24 protein-coding genes are annotated in these 23033 nt (G+C 66.1%); 13 read left to right on the forward strand and 11 right to left on the reverse strand.

Annotated elements, in window-relative coordinates:
• The first annotated feature begins 103 nt into the window (after positions 1-103).
• Together LQK81_RS08835 and LQK81_RS08840 are read left to right on the forward strand one after the other, a co-directional pair.
• Positions 104-856, forward strand: a complete 753-nt coding sequence (locus LQK81_RS08835; RefSeq protein WP_230805424.1) for a rhomboid family intramembrane serine protease — start codon at positions 104-106, stop codon at positions 854-856.
• Between the two features lie 177 nt (positions 857-1033).
• Positions 1034-1462 carry a CBS domain-containing protein gene (locus LQK81_RS08840; RefSeq protein WP_230805425.1) on the forward strand — a complete coding sequence of 143 codons (429 nt, stop codon included), beginning with the start codon at positions 1034-1036 and terminating at the stop codon, positions 1460-1462.
• 84 nt (positions 1463-1546) lie between these two features.
• On the opposite strand, the gene LQK81_RS08845 is transcribed toward LQK81_RS08840, so the two are convergent.
• The 3 genes from LQK81_RS08845 to folE all read right to left on the reverse strand — a co-directional run bounded on the left by LQK81_RS08845 (position 1547) and on the right by folE (position 3966).
• Positions 1547-2443: a patatin-like phospholipase family protein gene (locus LQK81_RS08845; RefSeq protein WP_230805426.1), complete on the reverse strand. Its 897-nt coding sequence runs from the start codon at positions 2441-2443 to the stop codon at positions 1547-1549.
• Positions 2444-2856: 413 nt separating this feature from the next.
• Positions 2857-3318 carry a phosphoribosyl-AMP cyclohydrolase gene (gene hisI / locus LQK81_RS08850; protein WP_230805428.1) on the reverse strand — a complete coding sequence of 154 codons (462 nt, stop codon included), beginning with the start codon at positions 3316-3318 and terminating at the stop codon, positions 2857-2859.
• A gap of 30 nt (positions 3319-3348) precedes the next feature.
• Positions 3349-3966, reverse strand: coding sequence for a GTP cyclohydrolase I FolE (gene folE, locus LQK81_RS08855; RefSeq protein WP_230805644.1), 618 nt, complete (start codon positions 3964-3966; stop codon positions 3349-3351).
• Positions 3967-4300: 334 nt separating this feature from the next.
• Between folE and LQK81_RS08860 the strand changes: the two genes are divergently transcribed.
• The 4 genes from LQK81_RS08860 to LQK81_RS08875 all read left to right on the forward strand — a co-directional run bounded on the left by LQK81_RS08860 (position 4301) and on the right by LQK81_RS08875 (position 8693).
• On the forward strand, positions 4301-4744 hold the full coding sequence (locus tag LQK81_RS08860; protein WP_230805429.1) for an iron-sulfur cluster assembly scaffold protein: 444 nt from the start codon (positions 4301-4303) through the stop codon (positions 4742-4744).
• 316 nt (positions 4745-5060) lie between these two features.
• Positions 5061-5447, forward strand: a complete 387-nt coding sequence (gene yidD, locus LQK81_RS08865) for a membrane protein insertion efficiency factor YidD (protein WP_230805431.1) — start codon at positions 5061-5063, stop codon at positions 5445-5447.
• 265 nt (positions 5448-5712) lie between these two features.
• Entirely contained in the window at positions 5713-7716 is a 2004-nt protein-coding gene (gene thrS / locus LQK81_RS08870) for a threonine--tRNA ligase (protein ID WP_230805432.1), read from the forward strand.
• Between the two features lie 137 nt (positions 7717-7853).
• Positions 7854-8693, forward strand: coding sequence for a lysophospholipid acyltransferase family protein (locus LQK81_RS08875; protein WP_230805434.1), 840 nt, complete (start codon positions 7854-7856; stop codon positions 8691-8693).
• A gap of 51 nt (positions 8694-8744) precedes the next feature.
• Here the strand turns inward: LQK81_RS08875 and LQK81_RS08880 are convergent, their stop codons facing one another.
• Positions 8745-9734 carry a hypothetical protein gene (locus tag LQK81_RS08880; RefSeq protein ID WP_230805436.1) on the reverse strand — a complete coding sequence of 330 codons (990 nt, stop codon included), beginning with the start codon at positions 9732-9734 and terminating at the stop codon, positions 8745-8747.
• Positions 9735-9836: 102 nt separating this feature from the next.
• On the opposite strand from LQK81_RS08880, the gene LQK81_RS08885 reads away from it, so the two are divergent.
• Together LQK81_RS08885 and LQK81_RS08890 are read left to right on the forward strand one after the other, a co-directional pair.
• Positions 9837-10421 (forward strand): nitroreductase family protein, encoded by a 585-nt coding sequence (locus LQK81_RS08885; RefSeq protein ID WP_230805437.1) that lies wholly within the window; start codon positions 9837-9839, stop codon positions 10419-10421.
• Positions 10422-10432: 11 nt separating this feature from the next.
• A complete protein-coding gene (locus tag LQK81_RS08890; RefSeq protein ID WP_230805439.1) occupies positions 10433-11038 on the forward strand; it encodes a flavin reductase family protein in 606 nt (201 codons plus the stop codon).
• Between the two features lie 15 nt (positions 11039-11053).
• Here LQK81_RS08890 and LQK81_RS08895 read toward each other — a convergent pair whose 3' ends face one another.
• On the reverse strand, positions 11054-11695 hold the full coding sequence (locus LQK81_RS08895) for a hypothetical protein (RefSeq protein WP_230805441.1): 642 nt from the start codon (positions 11693-11695) through the stop codon (positions 11054-11056).
• Between the two features lie 138 nt (positions 11696-11833).
• Here LQK81_RS08895 and LQK81_RS08900 point away from each other — a divergent pair, with 138 nt between their 5' ends.
• Positions 11834-12961 (forward strand): DUF2336 domain-containing protein, encoded by a 1128-nt coding sequence (locus LQK81_RS08900; RefSeq protein ID WP_230805443.1) that lies wholly within the window; start codon positions 11834-11836, stop codon positions 12959-12961.
• A 40-nt stretch (positions 12962-13001) separates the two neighbouring features.
• On the opposite strand, the gene LQK81_RS08905 is transcribed toward LQK81_RS08900, so the two are convergent.
• Complete coding sequence (locus LQK81_RS08905; protein WP_230805445.1) at positions 13002-13460, reverse strand: hypothetical protein; 459 nt, start codon at positions 13458-13460, stop codon at positions 13002-13004.
• A 129-nt stretch (positions 13461-13589) separates the two neighbouring features.
• On the reverse strand, positions 13590-15671 hold the full coding sequence (gene parE, locus LQK81_RS08910) for a DNA topoisomerase IV subunit B (RefSeq protein ID WP_230805447.1): 2082 nt from the start codon (positions 15669-15671) through the stop codon (positions 13590-13592).
• A gap of 242 nt (positions 15672-15913) precedes the next feature.
• Between parE and LQK81_RS08915 the strand changes: the two genes are divergently transcribed.
• The 4 genes from LQK81_RS08915 (at position 15914) to LQK81_RS08930 (ending at position 20025) form a co-directional block, all read left to right on the forward strand.
• Entirely contained in the window at positions 15914-16822 is a 909-nt protein-coding gene (locus LQK81_RS08915; protein ID WP_442967094.1) for an alpha/beta hydrolase, read from the forward strand.
• A gap of 94 nt (positions 16823-16916) precedes the next feature.
• On the forward strand, positions 16917-17687 hold the full coding sequence (gene tpiA, locus LQK81_RS08920; RefSeq protein WP_230805451.1) for a triose-phosphate isomerase: 771 nt from the start codon (positions 16917-16919) through the stop codon (positions 17685-17687).
• A 95-nt stretch (positions 17688-17782) separates the two neighbouring features.
• On the forward strand, positions 17783-18247 hold the full coding sequence (secG, locus tag LQK81_RS08925; RefSeq protein WP_230805453.1) for a preprotein translocase subunit SecG: 465 nt from the start codon (positions 17783-17785) through the stop codon (positions 18245-18247).
• A gap of 149 nt (positions 18248-18396) precedes the next feature.
• Entirely contained in the window at positions 18397-20025 is a 1629-nt protein-coding gene (locus tag LQK81_RS08930) for a CTP synthase (protein WP_230805455.1), read from the forward strand.
• 321 nt (positions 20026-20346) lie between these two features.
• On the opposite strand, the gene LQK81_RS08935 is transcribed toward LQK81_RS08930, so the two are convergent.
• From LQK81_RS08935 to LQK81_RS08950, 4 genes are read right to left on the reverse strand one after another with little or no spacing between them, the layout of a single operon-like run.
• The gene (locus LQK81_RS08935) at positions 20347-20991 is read right to left on the reverse strand and encodes a CDP-alcohol phosphatidyltransferase family protein (protein WP_230805457.1); all 645 of its coding nucleotides are present in this window, start codon (positions 20989-20991) and stop codon (positions 20347-20349) included.
• Positions 20988-21380 (reverse strand): hypothetical protein, encoded by a 393-nt coding sequence (locus LQK81_RS08940; RefSeq protein WP_230805459.1) that lies wholly within the window; start codon positions 21378-21380, stop codon positions 20988-20990. Before LQK81_RS08940 ends, LQK81_RS08935 begins: the two co-directional genes overlap by 4 nt.
• Positions 21377-22327 carry a phosphatidate cytidylyltransferase gene (locus tag LQK81_RS08945; protein WP_230805461.1) on the reverse strand — a complete coding sequence of 317 codons (951 nt, stop codon included), beginning with the start codon at positions 22325-22327 and terminating at the stop codon, positions 21377-21379. Before LQK81_RS08945 ends, LQK81_RS08940 begins: the two co-directional genes overlap by 4 nt.
• On the reverse strand, positions 22324-23025 hold the full coding sequence (locus LQK81_RS08950) for a lysophospholipid acyltransferase family protein (protein ID WP_230805463.1): 702 nt from the start codon (positions 23023-23025) through the stop codon (positions 22324-22326). The genes LQK81_RS08945 and LQK81_RS08950 overlap by 4 nt, the downstream gene beginning before the upstream one ends.
• Between the last annotated feature and the right edge of the window lie 8 nt (positions 23026-23033).

The raw sequence follows: 23033 nt of genomic DNA on the forward strand, positions 1-23033 counted from the left end.
TTCAGGGCCGGGGTTGGGGGCTCGGGGCCGTATGGCGAAAGCTGTACGGCCCTTATTTTATCTGTATAAGCGCTGGTCACCTGTTTTCTTATTGGCGGATTTTATGAGTGATACCGACGACAGCGGGCTCGTGCTCGCCGAACAGGCCAGGAAACGGGAGCCGGCCTTCAACCTGCCGGGCAGCCTCGTCGCAGCGCTTGCCCTGCTGACATTCGTCCATGTCGTCCGGACCTACCTCCTCACGCCGCAGCAGGACGAGTGGGTGCTGCTGCAGTTCGCCTTCATATCAGCCCGCTACCTGCCGCAGTTCATGGCGGCGGATTGGGCCTGGCTGTGGACGCCGGTGACCTATTCCTTCCTTCACGGCAGCTGGGAGCACCTGATCTTCAACGGCTTCTGGATGGTGGCGTTCGGGGCGCCGGTGGTCCGCCGGATCGGCACCCGGCGTTTCCTCGCGTTCTGGTGCCTGTCGGCGGCCGCGTCGGTGGCGCTGCATTGCGCGTTTCACTGGGGCGAGGTGGTCGTGGTGATCGGCGCGTCCGGCGTCGTTTCCGGCCTGATGGGGGCCGCCGCCCGCTTCGTCTTCTCGCCAAGCGGGCGAATCAGCCGGCAGTTCGCCCATCTGAACCGGCGGCTGACGATCCGCGAGGCGTTCTCGAACCGCTCCGTCCTGGTCTTTTCGGCGATCTGGTTCCTGACCAATTTCGCCATCGGTTTCTTCCAGCTGTTCGGCGGCGGGGAGGGTGCGTCGATCGCCTGGGAAGCCCATATCGGCGGCTTCCTGTTCGGCTTCTTCTTCTTTCCCCTGTTCGATCCGCCGCTCCCCGAAGCGGACCCGGAGCGTCGGGCCGGTTAAGGCTAAGCGCGCTCCGGACTTGCATTCCACGGCCCCCTGGCGCACGATTGCCCTGTTCCGGCTGGCACATGCACGCCGGAACGCGGGTGGAAATGTCGATGACAGGTCCACCGGTTGGCAGGGTGTCCCTGTCCGGAACCCTGCCTCTCTGCGGCATGATGCACACGGGAGGAATGCATGTATGTAAAGTCCATTCTTGACGAAAAGGGCCGAAACGTCGTCACCGCCGGTTCGCAGCTCACCGTTCGTCAGGCTGCTGTCTATCTTCATGACAATCACATCGGCGCGATCGTCATCGTCGACCGTACCGACCGGATCTCCGGCATCCTGACAGAGCGCGACATCGTCGCTGCGATCGCCAAGAGCGGGGCCGATTGTCTCGACAGACCGATCTCGTCCATCATGTGGGGCAATGTGCATCGTTGCGGCGAAGCTGCCACGGTCGAAGAAGTGATGGAAATGATGAGCACGCTGCGCTCCCGCCATATCCCGGTCGAAAAGGACGGGCGCCTCGTCGGCATCATCTCGATCGGCGATGTCGTGAAGGCGCATATCCGCTCGATCGAACGCGAGGCAGCCGAGATCAAGGCCTATATCGCCGGCTGATCGAACACGCCTGCAAACTTCGCGACGGGGCGCCGGCGGCGCCTCGTCCCGAGGGCTTGGAACACTCCGAAAGCGAAGCAGGCGTCAGCGCGACAGCACTTCCTGCATGCGCTTGACTTCCGATATCTTGGATTTTGCCTCGAGGTAGCCCCGGTCTATCGCCTCTCCGGCGCGGTGGAATTCCGACAGGCCGATGTCGCTGAGACGGGGCAGCAGCGACAGGTCCGGCGGATCGCCGGCCAGGCGGGCGCGGGCGATCCGGTCCTGGATGATGTTGAACGCCTGCACCATGACGCCCGTCAATCCGAGCCGCGCCTCGCTGTTTTCCTGCCGCGGCGCACCGTCGAGGTCCTGGATGCTGGCGGTATGCTTGATCACCGCCGAGCGGCCGTAGAGATCGTAGTTGAGGTTGACGGCGACGACGAGCGGTTCTTCGTGCGCACGGCAGACGGAGACGGGGACGGGGTTGACCAGCGCGCCGTCCACCAGCGTGCGGCCGTTGCACTTGATCGGCTCGAAGATGCCGGGCAGGGCATAGGACGCACGGATCGCCGTGATCAGCGAGCCGCGGGTGATCCAGACCTCATGGCCGCTGTTGATCTCGGTCGCGACGGCGACGAAGGGACGGTCGAGTTCCTCGATCGAATGGTTTTCGAGGTGCTCCTGCATGCGCTTGGTCAGCCGCATGCCGCCGAACAGGCCGCTGCCGCGGATGGTGAAATCGAGCAGGCTGGCGATGCGGCGCATGGTCAGCGACCGGGCGAAGCTCTCGAGTTCGTCGAGCTTTCCGGCAAGATAGCAGCCGCCGACGAGGGCGCCGATCGAGGTGCCGGCGATCATGCTCACCTCGATCCCCTCTTCGTCGAAGGCCCGCAGGACGCCGATATGCGCCCAGCCGCGGGCCGCACCGCCGCCCAGAGCCAGCGCGATGCGCGAACGGGACTGCCGCCCTTCCGTTGCGGGAAGCTGCATATGATTCATGGAGGGACCATCCGGCACCGACGCATCTGCCGTCACCATACCCCGGTTTAGACTCCAGTTCAGCATATAAGGCCTCCGACGCGGAGAGAACTTCGCCCCCCTGCATTCAGTTCCGGCGCCGCGTCAAACTGTCCTGCACAATGAGCCGCGAGCCCCGTCGCGGCAGGGTCAAGAATAGCAGGCGAGCGAGGAGCGGTGAGCCCGTTCCTTTTGCTCTGGCTCATCAATTGGGCGTAGTCGGGGCAGGGCGGCGGCAATGCCCGCCTTGTCGCGTTTGCGTCCTGCGGTATCGGGGTGGTTGCTGGCGTGAGGATTGGCATGGCCGGTTCGTACGCTGCGCCTTTGCTGCTGACGTCACTACAGGCCGATTTCCTTGCCAAATCGTAAATTTCGCACCGATACGGGACGCTGTCCTACTCCGTCCCGCCCTTCCGATAGACCTCGGCTGGGTCGAACTGGATGCGGTCGTCGGCGATCGCGAGCCGTGCCTCGCCGCCGTCACGGCTGACGGTGCGGTAGAAGCAGGAGCGGCGGCCGGTGTGGCAGGTGGCGTCGTGGCCGGCGACCCTGACCTTGAGCCAGACTGCGTCCTGGTCGCAGTCGGTGCGCATCTCGATCACCGTCTGGAGGTTGCCGGAGGTTTCGCCCTTCTTCCACAGCGCCTGGCGCGAACGGCTCCAGTAGTGGGCGATGCCGGTCTCGACGGTGAGCGCCAGCGCCTGCGCATTCATGTGCGCGACCATCAGCAGTTCTCCGTCGCCGGCATCCGTCACCACGGCGGTGACGAGCCCGTGCTCGTCGAAGCGGGGCGTGAAGGCGCCGGCCGCTTCGAGTTCGCGCTTGTCTTTCGAAGGAGGGGGAAAGGCGATGGCCATCGTCGGCTCCGTCTGTCGGAGCCTACGGCGTCAGCCGCGGCCCCGGATCATGGTCATGAAGCGCGCCTGCTCAGCGGGCTCGGATTTGAACGTACCGGTAAAGGTGGTCGTCAGCGTTGTCGAGCCCTGCTTCTGGATGCCGCGCATCGCCATGCACATATGCTCGGCCTCGATCATCACGGCGACGCCGCGCGGACGCAGCGTCTCGTCGATCGCGGTGGCGATCTGCGCCGTCATCGTCTCCTGCGTCTGCAGCCGGCGCCCGAAGATCTCGACGACGCGGGCGATCTTGGACAGGCCGAGCACGCGCCCGTTCGGCAGGTAGGCGACGTGGGCCCGGCCGATGATCGGCACCATGTGGTGCTCGCAGTGCGAATAGAAGGGGATGTCCTTGACGAGGACGATGTCGTCGTAGCCGGCGACCTCCTCGAAGGTGCGACCGAGAACGTCTTCGGGATCCTGCGTGTAGCCGGAGAAGAGCTCCCTGTAGGCCTTGGCGACGCGGGCAGGCGTATCGAGCAGGCCCTCGCGCGAGGGGTCGTCACCGGCCCAGCGCAGGAGCACGCGGACGGCGTCTTCCGCTTCCTTCTGGGTCGGACGGCCGTCCTTGTCGTCGCCGACGGGAAAATTCTTGATGATGGCGTCCATGGTGCCACACCCTTTCTGCAGGTTGACTTCCGTCAATGTCGGACTCGCCATTGGCCATTGCCTAACCCTGCAGGCTTGGGTTCCGTTGGCGGGCTCCGGGGCTTTCGGATCGCGGCGTCTTTTCACGCCCGATCGTCCGGCACGGTTTCCCAAACAACAGGCAAACGTTTCTGTTGCAAAACGGTCGCCCCAACACGACATAGCATATAGTATCGCCCGATAGCTGTGGAAGAGGCCAGCGGCGACACGGAATGCTTTTTTCGCGGAAACGATGGAATATCGTGCCCGGATCCGTCAGAAATGCAGAAACCCATGAAAACGTGGACAATTCCTTATGGACGACATCTATAACAGCCGCATTCTCGAATTCGCCGGCAACATTCCGCGCATCGGCACGCTCGAGAATGCCGACGCGGAGGCGAGCGCCCATTCCAGGCTCTGCGGCTCGCGGGTGAAGATCTGGCTGAAGATGGACGGCGACCGGGTGAGCGATTTCGCCCACGAGGTGAAGGCCTGCGCGCTCGGCCAGGCCTCGTCCTCGATCATGGCGCGCCACGTCGTCGGCGCCACGGCCACAGAGCTGCGCAAGGCCCGCGAGGACATGCTGGCCATGCTGAAGGCGGACGGCGAGGGCCCGGAGGGCCGCTTCGAGGATATGCGTTTTCTCAGGCCGGTGCGCGACTACAAGGCCCGCCACGCCTCCACCATGCTGACCTTCGACGCCGTGGTCGACGCCATCGGCCAGATCGAGGCAATGAGGCTGGTGCGGGCGGGGTGAGGGCGTTCCATGCATCCTTCTCTGCGCCACGGAACTATAGGCATTTTCCCTTTCACGCGCCGCAACGTTAAGAGCTGCCCCTCATCCCGCTGCCGCGACCTTCTCCCCGCAGGCGGGGAGAAGGGACATGTGGCTCCGTCCGTTCACCCACGCCAAGGTCTTGAAGCAAGACGCGCGCCCTGCATTCCTTCTCCCCGCCTGCGGGGAGAAGGTGCCGGCAGGCGGATGAGGGGCGGTTCGCACCACGCGACATCCTGGACCGGCGCAGCGGGTCGCGGATGCGGCATGCCATGCACGGCGGCTGCGAGGCGCGCCTGTGTGTAGCGGCCCGGACCACCACGATGCCGAACGCTGCCATGCCGGATCCAACCATGGCGCCGGCGATCAGGAGGGCGGCGCCCGGCGCCCGGCGGGTCGCAACTGGTCCGGCCCCTTCCGCAAGACCCCGGGCCGTCTGTTCGGCATGGCCTTCATCCGCCTCTACCAGCTGACGCTCTCCGGCTTCATCGGCAATTCCTGCCGGCACATGCCGACCTGCTCGGAATACGGCTACGAGGCGATCGCCCGCCACGGCCTGTGGTCCGGCGGATGGATGGCGCTGTTTCGCGTCGCCCGCTGCGGGCCCGGTGGGACGAGCGGGTTCGATCCGGTGCCGGAGCGGTTGGCGGCCCGATTTGCGTGGTGGGCGCCGTGGCGGCTGTAGCGGGTATCGGCGGCGGGGAACCCTGACGAGAAGCCGGCGTGTAAGGTGTCGCCCTGAGCGGGGAATGGTGCCCCAACGCCGTGTGCCAGAGAGCTACATCGAGCCTCGGTGGCATCCGCATCAGTCTAGGATGGCTGTTCGCAAGTTCCCCACCTCTTCCCATCCTCCCGTTTTCCCCCTATACCGCGCAACGCATGCGCCCGCTTTCCGGCGCTTTCCTCGCATACCACCCGCATTCGTTGGCGGGACTGGATAGGAGAATTTCATGTCTGCACCTGTTTCCCTCATTTTTCCCGATGGTTCCGTCCGCGACTACCCCGCCGGTTCGACCGGGCGCGATGTCGCCGAGGCGATTTCGAAGTCGCTGGCGAAGAAGGCCGTGGCGATCGCGCTCGACGGCGAATTGCGCGACCTTTCCGACCCGGTTTCGAATGGCCGGCTGGAGATCGTCACCCGTGACGATCCGCGCTCGCTGGAACTGATCCGCCACGATGCCGCACACGTGATGGCCGAGGCCGTGCAGGAGCTGTGGCCGGGGACGCAGGTGACGATCGGCCCGGTGATCGAGAACGGCTTCTACTACGATTTCAAGCGCATGCATCCCGACAGCGGCGAGGATTGGCCGTTCACGCCGGACGACCTGCCGAAGATCGAAAAGCGGATGAAGGAGATCATCCAGCGCAACAAGCCGTTCACGAAGGAAATCTGGTCGCGCGAGAAGGCGCGTGAGGTCTTCGCCGGCAAGGGCGAGAGCTACAAGGTGGAGCTGGTCGACGCCATCCCGGAAGGCCAGGACCTGAAGATCTACTACCAGGGCGACTGGTTCGACCTCTGCCGCGGGCCGCACATGGCCTCGACGGGGCAGATCGGCACGGCCTTCAAGCTGATGAAGGTGGCCGGCGCCTACTGGCGCGGCGACAGCAACAATCCGATGCTGACCCGCATCTACGGCACCGCCTGGCATACGCAGGAAGAGCTCGACACCTACCTGAACATCCTGGCCGAGGCCGAGAAGCGCGACCATCGCCGGCTCGGCCGCGAGATGGACCTGTTCCACTTTCAGGAGGAAGGGCCGGGCGTCGTCTTCTGGCACGGCAAGGGCTGGCGGATGTTCCAGACGCTGGTCGCCTACATGCGCCGCCGGCTCGCCAATACCTACCAGGAGGTCAACGCGCCGCAGGTCCTGGACAAATCGCTCTGGGAGACCTCGGGCCACTGGGGCTGGTACCGCGACAACATGTTCAAGGTGACCGTCGCCGGCGACGATACCGACGACGACCGCGTGTTCGCGCTCAAGCCGATGAACTGCCCCGGCCACGTCCAGATCTTCAAGCATGGCTTGAAATCCTACCGTGAACTGCCTGTGCGCCTTGCGGAATTCGGCAACGTCCACCGTTACGAGCCGTCCGGGGCGCTGCACGGGCTGATGCGCGTGCGCGGCTTCACCCAGGACGACGCGCACGTCTTCTGCACCGACGAGCAGATGGCGGCCGAGTGCCTGCGCATCAACGACCTGATCCTGTCGGTCTACGAGGACTTCGGCTTCACCGAGGTGGTCGTGAAGCTTTCGACCCGTCCCGACAAGCGGGTCGGCTCGGACGAGCTCTGGGACCGCGCCGAGAGCGTGATGACCGATGTCCTGAAGCAGATCGAGGCGCAGTCCGGCGGCAAGATCAAGACCGGCATCCTGCCGGGCGAGGGCGCTTTCTACGGGCCGAAGTTCGAATATACGCTGAAGGACGCGATCGGCCGCGAATGGCAGTGCGGCACGACGCAGGTCGACTTCAACCTGCCGGAGCGCTTCGGCGCCTTCTACATCGACCAGGCCTCGGAAAAGCGGCAGCCGGTGATGATCCACCGCGCCGTCTGCGGCTCGATGGAGCGTTTCCTCGGCATCCTGATCGAGAACTTCGCCGGCCACATGCCGCTGTGGATGGCGCCGCAGCAGGTCGTCGTGGCGACGATCACCTCGGAAGCCGACGACTATGCCCGCGAGGTGGCCGAGAAGCTGCGCGACGCGGGCCTCGCCGTCGAGACCGATCTTCGCAACGAGAAGATCAACTACAAGGTCCGCGAGCATTCGGTGACCAAGGTTCCGGTCATCATCGTCTGCGGCAAGCGCGAGGCGGAGGAGCGCTCGGTCAACATCCGCCGGCTCGGTTCGCAGAACCAGACGGCGATGTCGCTCGACGAGGCGATCGCCTCCCTGATCGACGAGGCGACGCCGCCGGACGTCAAGCGCAAGGCTGCGGCCCGCGCCGCCGCCTGAGGATTGCCGCGCGAGGGGTGCGCCCGTGCCCCTCGCGCCTGTCTTCGTCCTCTGCCGCTCGTCGTCTGCCTCTGTCAGATGATTGCAACAAAACTGTCGTAGACAGGTCATCGAACGTCGAAGTGCAGGGGAAGACGGTGCGGTTCAAGGAACTGTCCTACGCCAACGAGAACGATCCGCGGCTGAAGCGCTGGTTCATCCGTTCGATCGAAGGGCTCTCGGGCCGCAACCGCTATGCCGCGCTCTATGAACGCTGGCGGGCCGAGAGCGTCGGCAGCAGCAAACGCGTCTTCGGCGAAATGCTCGACATCATCGACGTGAAGATGGACGTTCTGGGCAACTGGCCGCCGCGCGACCTGCCCGACGCGCCGCTCGTCATCGTCGCCAACCATCCCTTCGGCATCGGCGACGGGATCGCGGTGCTGGCGCTGGCGGAGCAGCTCGGGCGGCCGTTCCGGGTGATGATCCACAAGGATCTCCTCAAGGTTCCGGAGATGGAGCCCTATTCTCTGCCGGTCTCCTTCGAGGAGACCAAGGAGGCGCTTGCGATCAACATGCGCACGCGCCACGAGGCCGTGCGGCTGCTCAGGGAAGGCGTGACGATCATCGTCTTTCCCGCAGGCGGGGTGGCGACCGCGAAGCGCGGCTTCGGCCGCGCGGAGGATCTGCCGTGGAAGATCTTTCCGGCCAAGCTGATTCAGGCGGCGCAGGCCAATGTCATCCCGGTCTTCTTCGAGGGACAGAACGGCGCGCTGTTCCACATCGCCAGCAAGATCTCGCTGACGCTCAGGCTGTCGCTGTTGATCCGGGAATTCAAGCGGCTGTCCGGCTCGACGATCTCGGTGCGCATCGGCGCCATGATCGGCTGGGACCAGTTGAGCGCGATCCCGGACCGCAAGGATCTCCTGACGCGGATCTACGATGCCGTGTTCGCCATGCAGCCGCCGCGGCGGCCGCGGTTCAAGCGGGCGGGCTGACAGAGCCGGCAAGGTTTGACGGGACGACCCCGCCGGCGCTCGGTCCGCTGCTCAGTCTGCTTCGGTGGCGATCTGCGCCTGCTGGTCGGCGTTCTCGGTCAGCATCACCTCGACATCGGTGTTCTGCCCGGCGGTGACGGTGAAGTCGCGCTGGTAGATCCTGTTCTTGTTGCGGGCGACGGCCGTGTACTGGCCTTCCGCGAGCACGAGCGTCGGGAAGGCGCCGACGCTCTCGCTGACGACGTCGCCGGACGAGGTGAGGATGGACCAGGCGGTGTCAGCGATCGCCTCGCCACCTTCTTCGGAAACGAGCTTCAGGGTGAGCTTGGCCGCGCGGTGCTGGATCGTGGCCTCGATCAGCTTGCCGGCCTCGACCTGGATGTCGGCGCGGATCACGGCATTGACCGTGCCGTAGTCGGAGACCACGTGGTAGGTGCCGGCATTGAGCCGCACCACGGTGTTCGCCTTCACGTTCGGCACGACGAGGCTGCGCTCGCCGTCCTCGCCGATCTCGGAGGCGTAGATCGAGAAGGTGAGTTCGTTCGGCGGAATGCGCACGTCCGATCCGGAGACGGCGTTGAGCATGATGCCGCCGGCATCGAGGACCATCACCTGGGTTTCGACCGGCCCGCTCTCGGGGACCAGAAGCTTCTTCGTCGCGGCGGCGCGGCCGAAGGCGACATTGACGAAATATTCGCCGGGAACGAGCTGGAACGCGGCCGAGCCGCCCTCCGAGGAGGCCAGCAGCGGCAGCTTGCCGTCGGCGTCGGGAATGGGGGAGAACACCCGCCAGCTGAGCCCGTGCTGCATCGGCTTGCCGTCCTTGGTCAGGAGCGCCTCGCAGAGGATGTCGCGCAGGTTCTTCGGCTCCGCCTCGCCGGTGACGAGCGGATTGAAGGAGGTGAGCTTGCTGCTCTTCTTCGGGGTGGTGATCTGGGAAAAGCTGTCCAGCGTCTCCTGGGCCTGTGCCGGAAATGCCGAGCCTACCGCCGTACAGAGGCAGGCGATCCTGGCAAAGGCGGAAATGCTTGGGGTGGGCATGGCGAAGGTTGACTTCCTTAATCGTTGGTTCCACTTCAATGCCCGGCAAATGGCATTTTCATGGCCGACCGATGGCCCGCACGTTAGTGGAACTTCCGCATTATGAAAACCGATATCAGACTTATCGACTATCTTTCCAACCGCCGTTCGATCCCCGCCTTCCAGATGGCCGCGCCGGGACCCGAGCGGGCGGAAATCGAGCAGATGCTCCGGCTCGCTTCGCGCGTGCCGGACCACGGCAAGCTCGCGCCCTGGCGCTTCATCGTCTATCGCGGCCCGGAGCGGGAGCGAATCAGCACCGAACTGGCAAGGATCGCGATCGCCGACAGGCCCGACCTGTCGCAGGAGATGGTGACGGTGGAGAACACGCGGCTGACGCGCGCGCCGGTGGTGGTCGCAGTCGTGAGTACGGCGGCGCCGCACGTCAAGATCCCCGAGTGGGAGCAGCTGATGTCGGCGGGTGCCGTGTGCCTCAACCTTCTGATGGCGGCCAATGCGCACGGCTACGCTTCCAACTGGCTGACGGAGTGGTTCGCCTTCGACGCGCGCGCCTATCCGATCCTCGGGGTGAAGCCGGGGGAGAAGGTGGCCGGCTTCATCCACATCGGAACCGCGATGGTGCCGCCCACCGAAAGGCCACGGCCGGATATCAAGGAGATCGTCTCCTGGGTCGGCGAAGAGGCGTGAGGGCGCAAGCGATGTTCTACGACACGGCCGCGAATGCGCATGGTCTCGCCCACGATCCGTTCAAGGCCATCGTCTCCCCGCGGCCGATCGGCTGGATCGGCACACGGGGCGAGGGCGGGATCCACAATCTCGCCCCCTATTCCTTCTTCAACGCCATCAGCGACAAGCCGAAGATCGTCATGTTTTCCTCCAGCGGGCACAAGCACAGCGTCCGCAACATCGAGGAGACAGGCGTCTTCACCTGCAGCTTCGTCGGCCGCGACCTGATGGAGCAGATGAACACGACCTCGCTGACGGCGCCCTACGAGGAGAGCGAGTTCGAGCTGGCTGGCCTGACGCCGCAGCAGGCCAATCTCGTCGACGCCCCCTTCGTCGCCGAGGCGCTCGCGGCGCTCGAATGCCGGATGACGGAGGTGATGCGCCCGCGCGACGTGGACGGGACGCTCTCGGAAAGCTGGGTGGTGTTCGGCCAGGTGGTCGGCATCCACATCAGGGACGAGGCGATCCGCGACGGACGCTTCGACATGGCGGCGGCGCGGCCGATCGGCCGCATGGGCTACATGGACTATTGCGACGCCGGCGACGTGTTCGAGATGATGCGGCCGCAGCGACGTTAATTCAGGCCAGGGCACTCAGACGGGTGGTGCGAACGCCCGGTTGATGATCGCGATCTGGCCGGCCTCCGTGGCAACGCGGCCGTCGAAGCCGTCGGCGCGGGCATGGCGGCAGTCGGCTGAAAGATCGCCGCTGCCCTCCGCCACCTCGTAGGCGGAAACGCCGGCGGCCTTCGCCGACATCAGCGTCACCGCGCGCGCGCTGGCAAAGGTCGGGGTCCAGCCGCCGTGGTCGTCGCGGCAGCGGGAGGCGCCGAGGAAGCGCGCCAGCGGCCGCCAGTCCCAGACGAGGCCGCAAAGCCGCGCCGATTTTCCGTGGAACCCGGCGTCGTCGAAGGGGCCGGGCAGCAAACCGTCGGTCCAGGCCAGAATGCGTGTCGTCCCCGATTCCACACCTTCGATGGCCTCTGCGACCGACAGCAGGACATCCAGCCGCTGGACGTCGGCACCCGAGCGGCAATCCATGAGCGCGAGCGCAAACGGCCGCAGGCGAACTACTTCACAAAGGGTGCTCTCGCTCTCGTCCGCGGGAACGAGGATGATGCGGGTACCGGGCACGGGCGGCGGCGCGGCGCGGCAGATCAGGGCGTCGGCCGCGGCGATCTCTTCGGCCACGGTCTTTTCGGTCCATTCGAGGAGGGAATGCAGGCTTCCGGTCATCGTTCCTTGTAGGACGGCTGCGATATCGCCGCAATCCGGCTGCCCGGCAGGCGTTAAGGAACATGGTGAACCAAACGTAAACCATTTATCGCTAACGTTTCCTCATCGCACAGAATTCCTGAGACGCTGGGGCACATCTTGATCATCAACGCCTTTCTCCGATGGGTGGAAACCGCCAAGGCGGGCGATCGGGCGCGAGCGGCGGGCGCACTGGCGCGTGCCTATGCCAACGCGTCGATCGGCAACGACGAACGTCATGCTGCGGAAATGGCGATGATCTTCCTGCTCGACGATCCCGCGCCGAAAGTCCGCCTCGCGCTGGCGGAGGGGATCGCGGATCACCCGGACGCGCCGCGCGCGGTCATCGTGCCGCTGTCGGAGGACCAGCCGGAGATTGCAGCCCAGGTCATCCTGCGTTCACCGGTCCTTACCGATGCCGATCTCGTCGATCTCGCCGCACGCGCCAGCGACATAACCCGCGCGCTGATCGCCCACCGGCAAAGTGTCTCCCGCGCGGTGTGTGCGGCCGTGATCGAGGTCGGCAATCTCTTCGACGCGCTGACGCTGCTCGAAAACGACGGCGCCTGCATCGGCGCCCGCAGCCTCAAGCGGATCTGCGAGAGGCATGGGGACGATGCCGAAATCCGTGCCGTTCTTCTCGACCGTGACGATCTTCCCTGCGACGCGCGGCATGCCCTCGTCGAGAAGGTGGGAGCGGCACTCGCCGGCGACGCGCTCGTGCAGGCGATGGTGGGCAGCGGCCGGATCGAACGGGTCGCGCGCGAGGCGTGCGACGTGGCGACGATCGCGCTCGCCGCGGAACTGGAGACGGGCGAGACGGAGCAACTGGTCGAGCATCTGCGCGCATGCGACCGGCTGACGCCGGTGCTTCTGATGCAGGCGCTCTGCGCCGGCCGGATTGCGTTCTTCGCTGCCACCATGGTCAACCTTTCGGGGCAGAGCGAGAAGCGCGTGCGGTCGATCCTGGCCGATGGCCGCCGGCAGGCGATCTGCGCGCTGTTCGAGACGGCGGGGCTCGGGCGCGATATCAGCGCGCTCTTTGCCGAGGCCGTGCTGCTGTGGCGCAACGATGCGCGCGACGGTGCCGGGCGGATGACGGTGACGGCAAGGCTTGCGATGCGCACGCGCGAAGCGCGGGGAGCGGCGTCTGCCGCCCTGCTGGAAATGATCGAGGGTCTTGCGATCGCCGAGCAGCGCCAGTCCGCCCGCAGCTTCGCGCTGCTGGCCGCGCAGGACGCGGCATAGATCTGGCAGGTCCGATGGCGCCGGCGGCGCTTCGGCGGGCTCAGTCGGCGAACTTCCGCACAACCCAGCTGTAACCGTCCTCGGCATAGCGGAACGGCTTCGTCACCGTGTCGCGAATGGCGCCGGCATCCGGGAGGTTGCGGCGGAGCATGGCGATGGTGCGGGCGGTGACGCCGCCTTCCTTTGCTGCGGATTGCGACGGTTCCGGCGGGGAGGGCGCCGCCGGCTCGACCGCGGGAGAGGGAAGGGTGTCCGCCTGGGCGCCGGGTTGCGGTGCCGGCGCTTCCGGCACCCCGGCGTTCTGCTGGTCGCTCCTGCTTTCGCAGACGGCAACGACCACGGGGTAGTTGGCGTTCTGGTAGCGCGTCATCTGCGCCTCGGACTGGGCATCGCACAGCGCCACCGACTGCCAGGTGCTGTCGACGGTGTCGATGTAGTGGCACTGCGTCACCGAATCGTCGCAGCCGAGGATGGTCATGACGATGAGTGCGGTCTTCATGCGCGTCCTTCCTGTCGGGGATAGTGACCGCAGCCGGCCCCGAAATGTCTTCACCGATTCGCAGAAGCTGCGCCGATCCCGCCCTTAGAGGGGGCCAATGGCACGGAATTGTGGCGCGCGATCCTGCAATCAGATGTCGAGGTTGTCGGCGAAGACCGCGCGTTCCTGGATGAAGCGGAACCGGGCGTCGGCCTTGGTGCCCATCAGGTTGTCCACCGCATCGCGGGTGCCCTCGAAATCGACGTCGTCGATCTCGACCTTCAGCAGCGTCCGCTTTCTCGGATCCATCGTCGTTTCCTTCAACTGCGCCGGCAGCATCTCGCCGAGGCCCTTGAAGCGGCCGATCTCGACCTTGCCACGACCGGAAAACTCCGTCCGCATCAGCTGCTCGCGGTGGGCGTCGTCGCGCGCATAGGCGACCTTCGCGCCCTGGCTGAGGCGATAGAGCGGTGGGACGGCGAGGTAGAGGTGGCTGCCGCGGATCAGCTCGGGCATCTCCTGGTAGAAGAAGGTGATGAGCAGCGAGGCGATATGGGCGCCGTCGACGTCGGCATCGGTCATGACGATGACGCGTTCGTAGCGCAGGTCCTCCTCGCGATACTTCGAGCGCGTGCCGCAGCCGAGCGCCTGGATCAGGTCGGCGAGCTGCTGGTTGGCGCCGAGCTTCTCGCGGCCGGCGCTGGCGACGTTGAGGATCTTGCCGCGCAGCGGCAGGATCGCCTGGTTGGCGCGGTTGCGCGCCTGCTTGGCCGAGCCGCCGGCCGAATCGCCCTCGACGATGAAGAGTTCGGCGCCGGCTGCGGAGTTCTGCGAGCAGTCGGCAAGCTTGCCGGGCAGGCGCAGCTTGCGCACCGCCGTCTTGCGGTTGACTTCCTTCTCCTTGCGCCGCCGCAGCCTTTCCTCGGCGCGCTCGATCACCCAGTCGAGCAGCTTGGCCGCTTCGGCCGGATTGTCGGCGAGGTAGTGGTCGAAGGGGTCGCGCAGCGCGTTCTCGACGATGCGCTGGGCCTCGACCGTGGCGAGCTTGTCCTTGGTCTGGCCGACGAATTCCGGCTCGCGGATGAAGACCGACAGCATGCCGGCGGCGGAAATCATCACGTCATCGGTGGTGACGATCGCTGCGCGCTTGTTCTGCGTCAGGTCGGCGTAGTTCTTCAGGCCCTTGGTCAGGGCGATGCGCAGGCCCGCCTCGTGCGTGCCGCCGTCGGCGGTCGGGATGGTGTTGCAGTAGGAATGGATCATGCTGTCGCCGCCATACCAGGTGACGGCCCATTCCAGCGCGCCGTGGCCGCCGGACTTCTCCGTCTTGCCGGCGAAGATCTCGCGGGTGACGGTGTGCTCCTTGCCGAGCGTCGCCTGCAGGTAGTCCTTCAGGCCGCCGGGGAAATGGAAGACGGCCTTGTCCGGCGTCTCCGAACCTTCCTGCAGCAGCCCCGGATCGCAGCTCCAGCGGATCTCGACGCCGCCGAACAGATAGGCCTTCGAGCGGGCCATGCGGAAGACGCGGGCGGGATCGAAGCGGGCATGCGGCCCGAAGATCTCCGGGTCGGGATGGAAGCGCACCTTGGTGCCGCGACGGTTCTGCACGTCGCCGATCTCTTCCAGCGGGCCCTGCGGCACGCCGCGGGAGAAGCGCTGGCGATAGAGCTTGCGGTTGCGAGCAACCTCGACCTCCAGATCGTCGGACAGCGCGTTGACGACGGAGACGCCGACGCCGTGCAGGCCGCCCGAGGTCTCGTAGGCCTTGCCGTCGAACTTGCCGCCGGCATGCAGCACCGTCAGGATCACCTCCAGCGTCGACTTGCCCGGCATCTGCGGGTGGTTTTCCACCGGGATACCGCGGCCGTTGTCGGTCACCGACAGGTAGCCCTCGGCGTCGAGCGAGACTTCGATGAAGTTGGCATGTCCGGCGACCGCCTCGTCCATCGCATTGTCGATCACTTCGGCGAAGAGGTGATGCAGCGCCTTCTCGTCCGTGCCGCCGATATACATGCCCGGCCGCATGCGGACCGGTTCCAGCCCTTCGAGCACGCGGATGGCGGAGGCATCGTAATTGCCGCCGTCGGCAGCCGGCGACGCCGGGCGCGGGGCAGCCGAGGGGACGGGCGCGGCAGCGGCCGGCGCCTGCGGCGCGGCCCGGCTCTCCGCGGCGGCAGGGGCGGACTTCGGCGTGCTGTCGATGTTGGCGAAGAGATCGTTGTTGTCGTCCATCGGGCTTTTCAGACTTCTAAGCTTGCGGCCGTGGGAGGCTGCCTCGGGAGATAGGCCGTCTCGGCTTGGAATTTCAAGGGTTCGCACCGGATCGGCGAATCACCGGCAGTTTGCCAGATTTCGGCCGGTTTCGCGATTCGTTCTCGTCCGAGGCCGGCATCGCGCCGATGAAATCGTCGCCCGAGGATTGCGTCGCCGGACCCGGAATGGCAAGACTTGCCGCCCGAAGGGAGCCAGACTTGATGCCGCAGTCCACAATTCATTGCCGCGCAGGGGCCGTTTTCGCGCGGTCGCGGCTTGTTCTGGCCGCAATCGTCATGTCCGCGCTGCCCGCAGTCTCCGCGCCCGCCGCCGAACTTGCGCCCTGGAAGGACGCGCTCTTCGCCTATCCGGCCGTCGTCGAGAGCAGCGACGGCGGGGCGCTTCGCGTCGTCGACTATCAGGAAATGCGCGACATCAACGGTCGCGACCAGGTGCCGGAGCGGCGCGCCAAGGCGGCCTATGTCTCGACATCGGTGAAGCGGCAGCAGGAGATCCTGACGATCCAGACGCCCGCCGGGCCGGTCGACGCCGCCGTCACCGGCAAACAGCAGGGAGCGGTCTTCTCCGTCATCTTCATCCACGGCCGCGGCGGCGACCGCAGGCTCGGCAACAATGACTGGAGCTTCGGCGGCAACTTCAACCGCCTCAAGAACCTCGCCGTCCGCAATGGCGGCGTCTACTACTCCGCCAGCGTCACGAGTTTCGACGAGAAGGGGGCGGCACGGATCGCAGGCCTGATCGCGGCGGCGCGGAAGAATTCCCCGGGGACGCCGGTCGTTCTTTCCTGCGCTTCCATGGGGAGCTTCATCTGCTGGCAGATCGCCCGCGATACCGCGGCGGTGGAAAACCTCGCCGGCATGATCGTCATGGGCGGCGCAACCGATCCTGCCTATGTCGGCAGTGCCGCCTACAAGGCGAAGCTACCCGTCTATTTCACCCATGGCGAGGCCGACAAGGTCTATGCGGCGCAGGACCAGGTCGCCCTGTTCCGCAAGCTGCTGGACGCGGGTGTCCCGACCCGGTTCGTCCTTTTCCGCACCGGATCGCACGGCACGCCGGTCCGCATGACCGACTGGCGCGAGACGCTGAACTGGATCTTCGCGCATTGATATGCGGGGGCTCCGGCTGGCTGGCGCCCCTTACTTTGACCGCGTCCATCTGCTAGGGCGCGCCCTTAGCCGAACGTAACCTTGAGGAGGCAAGATGACCCCGGATGTGACACCGCTGGTGGCGGGAAACTGGAAGATGAACGGGACCCGCGAATCGCTGAACGAGATCAAGGCGATGGCCGAGGGCGTGAAGGGACCGCTTTCGGAAAAGGTCGAGACGCTGATCTGCCCGCCGGTGACGTTGCTCTATGTCTCCACCGCGCTTTGCGAGGACAGCCCGCTGCTGATCGGCGCGCAGGACTGCCATGAGAAGGTGTCCGGCGCGCATACCGGCGATGTCTCCGCCGAGATGATCGCCGACTGCTTCGGCACCCATGTCATCGTCGGCCATTCGGAGCGGCGTACCGACCATGGCGACAGCGACCGGCTGGTGCGCGCCAAGGCGGAGGCTGCGCATGCGGCCGATCTGGTGGCGATCGTCTGCATCGGCGAGACGGAAGCCGAGCGCAAGGGCGGCAGGACGCTCGAGGTTCTCAAATCCCAGCTTGCAGGTTCGGTTCCGGACGGCGCCACCGCCGCCGACACGGTGATTGCCTACGAGCCGGTCTGGGCGATCGGCACGGGACTGACGCCGACTGTGGCCGACGTCGCGGAGGCGCATGCCTTCATGCGCGCCGAACTGAAGGCGCGGTTCGGCGGGGAGGGGGCGAAGATGCGCATCCTCTACGGCGGCTCGGTGAAGCCCGCAAATGCCGGGGAACTGATGGCGGTGGAGAATGTCGACGGTGCCCTGGTCGGCGGTGCGAGCTTGAAATCCGTTGATTTCCTTGCCATCTACCGCGCTTACGAAGAACTGGTGGCCTGAAGGCGGCAATTGTCGCGCAGGGCTTGGAATGGCCGGCGGCTTGGTATATTGAGCCGCCAATCTCCTCGTTTGTGCCTTCGGGCAGGATCTTACTCATGCAGACCATATTGCTTGTCATCTATCTCATGGTCGTCGTGGCGCTGATCGGCATCGTGCTGGTCCAGCGGTCCGAAGGCGGCGGCCTCGGCATCGGCGGCGGCTCCGGCTTCATGTCGGCGCGCGGCGCGGCCAATGCCCTGACCCGGACGACGGCGATCCTTGCGACGCTGTTCTTCGTGCTGGCGCTCGCCATGGGCATCCTGTCGCGCTACGAGACACAGCCGACCGACATTCTCGACCGGATCCCCGGAACGACGGGCACCGGCAACGGCGTACTGGATTCGCTCGGCGGCGAGGCGACGCCCTCGACCGAGCAGCCGGCCCCGACAACCCCGGCCGCACCTGCTGCACCGGCGGCCAATGACGGCGTGCCGACCGATAGCGGTGCGGCGCCGGCGACCGGCGGTGCTGCCGCTCCGGCGGCGCCCGCCCCGAACACGGGCGTGCCGACAGGACAATAAGCGTCGGAAACGACGTGAACTGGCCGGCGGGCGAAAAGTCCGCCGGCCTTCTTTTTGTGTAGACCAGTGACGTTCCTCCACGGAAAGATTCCCGCTTGGGCGATTTTTCGGTGGCGGAATCATTTTTGAAAAGGTATCCGGTGACTCCCATGGCGCGATATGTATTCATCACTGGCGGCGTGGTTTCTTCCCTCGGAAAAGGAATTGCCGCCGCCGCTCTCGGAGCGTTGCTGCAGGCCCGTGGTTATCGGGTCCGCCTGCGCAAGCTGGACCCCTATCTCAACGTCGATCCGGGCACGATGAGCCCGACGCAGCACGGCGAGGTGTTCGTCACCGACGACGGGGCGGAAACCGACCTCGACCTCGGCCACTACGAGCGCTTCACCGGCCGCTCGGCGACGAAGACCGACAACATCACCACCGGCCGCATCTACAAGAACATCATCGACAAGGAGCGGCGCGGCGACTATCTCGGCGCCACCGTCCAGGTCATCCCGCACGTCACCAACGAGATCAAGAACTTCGTCATTGAGGGCAACGAGGACTACGACTTCGTCATCTGCGAGATCGGCGGCACTGTCGGCGACATCGAGGCGATGCCGTTCATGGAGGCGATCCGCCAGCTCGGCAACGACCTGCCGCGCGGCACCGCCGTCTACGTGCACCTGACGCTGATGCCCTATATCCCGGCGGCCGGCGAGCTGAAGACCAAGCCGACGCAGCATTCGGTGAAGGAACTGCAGGCGATGGGCATCCATCCCGACATCCTGCTCGTGCGCGCCGACCGCGAGATCCCGGAGGCCGAGCGCAGGAAGCTGTCGCTGTTCTGCAACGTGCGCCCCACCGCCGTGATCCAGGCGCTGGACGTGGCCTCGATCTACGACGTGCCGCTCGCCTACCACAAGGAAGGTCTCGACGACGAGGTTCTGGCCGCCTTCGGCATCGAGCCGGCGCCGAAGCCGCGGCTGGAGGCCTGGCAGAACGTCTCCGAACGCATCAAGACGCCGGAAGGCGAAGTCACGATCGCGATCGTCGGCAAGTACACCGGCCTGAAGGACGCCTACAAGTCGCTGATCGAGGCGCTCCACCACGGCGGCATCGCCAACCACGTCAAGGTCAAGCTCGACTGGATCGAATCTGAAGTGTTCGAGAAGGAGGACCCGGCGCCCTACCTGGAGAAGGTGCACGGCATTCTCGTTCCCGGCGGCTTCGGCGAGCGCGGGTCGGAAGGCAAGATCAATGCGGCGCGCTTCGCCCGTGAGCGCAAGGTTCCCTATTTCGGCATCTGCTTCGGCATGCAGATGGCGGTCGTCGAGGCGGCGCGCAATCTGGCCGGCATCGAAAAGGCGTCCTCGACGGAGTTCGGCAAGACCGAGGAGCCCGTCGTCGGCCTGATGACCGAGTGGGTGAAGGGCAACGAACTGCAGAAGCGTACCGCATCGGGCGACCTCGGCGGCACCATGCGGCTCGGCGCCTACCGCGCATCGCTGAAGTCCGGCACGAAGATTGCGGACGTCTACGGCTCCACCGACATTTCCGAGCGCCATCGCCATCGCTACGAGGTCAACGTCGACTACAAGGACCGGCTCGAAAGCTGCGGGCTCGTCTTCTCCGGCATGTCGCCGGACGGCGTGTTGCCGGAGACGGTCGAATATGCCGACCATCCCTGGTTCATCGGCGTGCAGTATCATCCCGAACTGAAGAGCCGCCCGCTCGATCCGCATCCGCTGTTTGCAAGCTTCATCGAGGCGGCGCTGGAGCAGTCGCGACTGGTGTAGACCTCGCAAGCAAGGTTTTTGTTTCTGTGGCCCGGTGGGCCGGGTTGTCCCGCGGAGAAAGCCTTGCCCCCGGCGTCCATGTTGTCGAACCGCCCACCAATGCCCTCGTCTTACCGGCCTTGAGCCGGTATCCAGCCCGCGCAAGTCCTTGCGCGATAAGTCACTTTTCGCACCGCGGACGCGGCGCGGCTGGACCCCGGATCAGGTCCGGGGTGACGAGAAGTGCGAGATTTCGTCGACAGGAACGTGTTTGTCAGCAGGCTGCTGCGCGGCGGTAGCGCCGAGCGCTTCCGTATCCGCGTACCGGTGGTTCCTCCAGGTTCAGCCGCCGTTGCGCAGCCTGCGGACCAGCGTGCGCCCGCGCCGGAGCGCGGTGAGCGCTGCGCCCACGGCGACGATCCAGAGGGCTGCCTCGATGATCGCCTGCTGCCGGTCCCAGGCGACCGCGAGCGCCGAGAGGACGGCAGCCGCTGTCATGACCGCCATGCGGTGCTGCTTGGCCATCGGGCCGGAGAAGTCGCCGGGGGCGCCGCTGGCGCGGCCGAGTTCGCGGATATAGGCGGTCAGCACGGCGAAGGCGGCGGCCGACCAGCCGAGTGCAGGCAGGCCGATGCCGTAGCCGGCGCCGGCAAGGATGAGGATGTCGGCGATCCGGTCGGGGAACTCGTTCCAGAAGGGCCCGTCGGCCTCGGCCTTGCCGCCCTCAACGGCGACCATGCCGTCGAAGAGATTGCAGAGCAGGCGCAACTGGCAGAAGAGGGCTGCTCCGAGCAGCAGAATGACGGCGAGGGCGCCTTCCTGCGGTGGCGCGAGCCAGAAGCAGGCGCCGGCAAAGGCGGCCGCGGCCATGCTGGCCTGCGAGATGCGGTTGGGCGTGATCGACCGGGCGGCGAGCGCGCGGGCGATCGACCTCGCCCATTGCGTATCGCGGCTGGAAAGGGGGCGGCGGTCTCCACTGGCGGTCATGGCGTGCGCTGCTCCTTGCGGTAGAGCGAATAGCTGTAGAGGGCGGCATAGCCCGTCGAGACGAGCAGGGGAAGGGCGATCGTGCCCGCCAATTCCGGCGTACTGGCGAGCAGGTGAACCGCGAGCAGCAACGTGGCCGAGACGGCGATCGCGACGGCGGGCGGCGCGAAGAGCGCTGCCGCACCCTCAAGGTTTCGGGCGAGCCGCTCGATCATGGACTTGAGGAACAGCGTGATCAGCGCGGAGAGCATGCCCTGCACGGCGCCGGCCGTCAGCATCCGGGACAGGCCGTGATCGCGGTTGGCGAACAGCGCCCCGCCCATGGCGAGAAAGGCACCCGCCATGTGACCGAGGCTGCTGCCGGCCAGCCGGCGGACGGCGCCGGTCATGCCAGCGACCAGCCGTAGCGGACGATATGGAAGAAGACCGGTGCGGAGAAGATCACCGAGTCGAGCCGGTCGATCAGTCCGCCGTGACCCTCGACGATATGGCCCCAGTCCTTGACGCCGCGATCGCGCTTGATCGCCGACATGACGAGCCCGCCGAAAAAGCCCATCAGGGTCACGACAAGTGCTAGAAGTCCGGCCTGCAGCGGCGTGAATGGCGTAATCCACCAGAGCGCCGCGCCGATCAGCGTCGCGCTCGCCACGCCGCCGAGGAAGCCCTCGACGGTCTTGGAGGGCGACAGGCGCGGGGCGATCCTGGTGCGGCCGAAGAGCTTGCCCCAGACATATTGCAGCACGTCGCTCATCTGGACGACGATGACGAGGAAGGCGATCAGCAGGACGTTGCGCCCCTCGTAGCCCGGGATCTGCAGCGTCAGCAGGGCCGGCACGTGGGAAATGCAGAAGACGCAGATCATCAGGGCCCACTGGACCTCGGCGACCCGGTCGAGGAACCGCTCCGTGTCGCCGCGCAGGACCGCTGCGATCGGCATCAGCAGGAAGGCATAGACGGGGATGAAGATCGCATAGAGGCCGTACCAGTCGGTCGCCACCAAATAATATTGCACCGGCAGCACGACGAAGAAGGCGGCGGCCAGGGCCCAGTGGTCGGCGCGGCGGGTGCGGGTCAGCGTCACGAATTCGCGCAAGGCTGCGAACGAGCAGAAGGCGAAGAGGACGATCACGCCGGCACGACCGGCCAGAAACGCAATTCCGATCAGCGCCACCATGACCCACCACGCGTTGATGCGTGCGTTCAGGTTCTCGATGGAGGCATTGCTGCGATCCGGCGACAGCCGGCGCTGCAGCACCTGACCGATGACGGTCGCGACGATCAGGAAGGCGCAGATGCCGAGCACGAGCGTGAGGAGATCGGAGCGGGCCTCGGTCATGCGGCGGTGTCCGTGTGCGGCGAGAGCGACAGGAGGGCGGCGCGGGCGCGGTCGAGGAAATCCTGCTTGGGCTCGTCGGCGTGCACGCGCAGCGGCTCGCCGAAGGTCACGGTGCAGATCAGCGGGATCGGCACGAACTCGCCCTTCGGCATGACGCGGTTGAGGTTGCTGATCCAGACGGGGACGAGCTCGACGTCCGGCCGCAGCCTCGACAGGTGATAAAGCCCGCTCTTGAACGGCAGCAGCGGATCTTCGGTTTGGTTGCGGGTCCCCTCGGGGAAGAGGATCAGCGAGGCGCCTTCGTCGAGCGTGCCGGCCATGCGGGCGACCGGATCTTCGCTGCGGGTCTCCTGCTGGCGCTCGATCAGCACCGCGTTGAAGACGTCGCGGCCGATAAAGCGCGTCAGCCGCGATTTCAGCCAGTATTCCGCGCCGGCCACCGGCCGTGTCCGGCGGCGCTCGCGCGGCGGCAGGACGGTCCAGATCAGGATGAAGTCGCCATGGCTGCTGTGGTTGGCGAAATAGACGTGCTGGCGCGCCGGCGGGCCGGCGGGCGACCAGTTGGCGCGGACGGCGGTGACCGCACGGGCAAACAGCAGGATCAGCGTCGAGACGGGACCGGCGATCGGGTGGCGGCCGCGGCGGTGCGTGTCGGCGGATGTCCGGTCAGGGGATGCCACGTCTGTGTCTGTCGCCATCTTGCTCG

This window comes from Rhizobium sp. GN54 (assembly GCF_021026345.1).
GTDB lineage: Bacteria > Pseudomonadota > Alphaproteobacteria > Rhizobiales > Rhizobiaceae > Mycoplana.

Bases quoted from the DNA above. Each gene is read 5' to 3' on its own strand.
- LQK81_RS08835 (WP_230805424.1), top strand. From the start codon at position 104: ATGAGTGATACCGACGACAGCGGGCTCGTGCTCGCCGAACAGGCCAGG.
- LQK81_RS08940 (WP_230805459.1), bottom strand. From the start codon at position 21,380: ATGACCGGCGCCGTCCGCCGGCTGGCCGGCAGCAGCCTCGGTCACATG.
- LQK81_RS08840 (WP_230805425.1), top strand. From the start codon at position 1,034: ATGTATGTAAAGTCCATTCTTGACGAAAAGGGCCGAAACGTCGTCACC.
- LQK81_RS08905 (WP_230805445.1), bottom strand. From the start codon at position 13,460: ATGAAGACCGCACTCATCGTCATGACCATCCTCGGCTGCGACGATTCG.
- LQK81_RS08880 (WP_230805436.1), bottom strand. From the start codon at position 9,734: ATGCCCACCCCAAGCATTTCCGCCTTTGCCAGGATCGCCTGCCTCTGT.
- LQK81_RS08895 (WP_230805441.1), bottom strand. From the start codon at position 11,695: ATGACCGGAAGCCTGCATTCCCTCCTCGAATGGACCGAAAAGACCGTG.
- tpiA (WP_230805451.1), top strand. From the start codon at position 16,917: ATGACCCCGGATGTGACACCGCTGGTGGCGGGAAACTGGAAGATGAAC.
- LQK81_RS08845 (WP_230805426.1), bottom strand. From the start codon at position 2,443: ATGAATCATATGCAGCTTCCCGCAACGGAAGGGCGGCAGTCCCGTTCG.
- hisI (WP_230805428.1), bottom strand. From the start codon at position 3,318: ATGGCCATCGCCTTTCCCCCTCCTTCGAAAGACAAGCGCGAACTCGAA.
- LQK81_RS08945 (WP_230805461.1), bottom strand. From the start codon at position 22,327: ATGACCGAGGCCCGCTCCGATCTCCTCACGCTCGTGCTCGGCATCTGC.
- folE (WP_230805644.1), bottom strand. From the start codon at position 3,966: ATGGACGCCATCATCAAGAATTTTCCCGTCGGCGACGACAAGGACGGC.
- LQK81_RS08935 (WP_230805457.1), bottom strand. From the start codon at position 20,991: ATGACCGCCAGTGGAGACCGCCGCCCCCTTTCCAGCCGCGATACGCAA.
- LQK81_RS08890 (WP_230805439.1), top strand. From the start codon at position 10,433: ATGTTCTACGACACGGCCGCGAATGCGCATGGTCTCGCCCACGATCCG.
- parE (WP_230805447.1), bottom strand. From the start codon at position 15,671: ATGGACGACAACAACGATCTCTTCGCCAACATCGACAGCACGCCGAAG.
- LQK81_RS08860 (WP_230805429.1), top strand. From the start codon at position 4,301: ATGGACGACATCTATAACAGCCGCATTCTCGAATTCGCCGGCAACATT.
- LQK81_RS08930 (WP_230805455.1), top strand. From the start codon at position 18,397: ATGGCGCGATATGTATTCATCACTGGCGGCGTGGTTTCTTCCCTCGGA.
- LQK81_RS08885 (WP_230805437.1), top strand. From the start codon at position 9,837: ATGAAAACCGATATCAGACTTATCGACTATCTTTCCAACCGCCGTTCG.
- secG (WP_230805453.1), top strand. From the start codon at position 17,783: ATGCAGACCATATTGCTTGTCATCTATCTCATGGTCGTCGTGGCGCTG.
- LQK81_RS08950 (WP_230805463.1), bottom strand. From the start codon at position 23,025: ATGGCGACAGACACAGACGTGGCATCCCCTGACCGGACATCCGCCGAC.
- thrS (WP_230805432.1), top strand. From the start codon at position 5,713: ATGTCTGCACCTGTTTCCCTCATTTTTCCCGATGGTTCCGTCCGCGAC.
- LQK81_RS08915 (WP_442967094.1), top strand. From the start codon at position 15,914: ATGCCGCAGTCCACAATTCATTGCCGCGCAGGGGCCGTTTTCGCGCGG.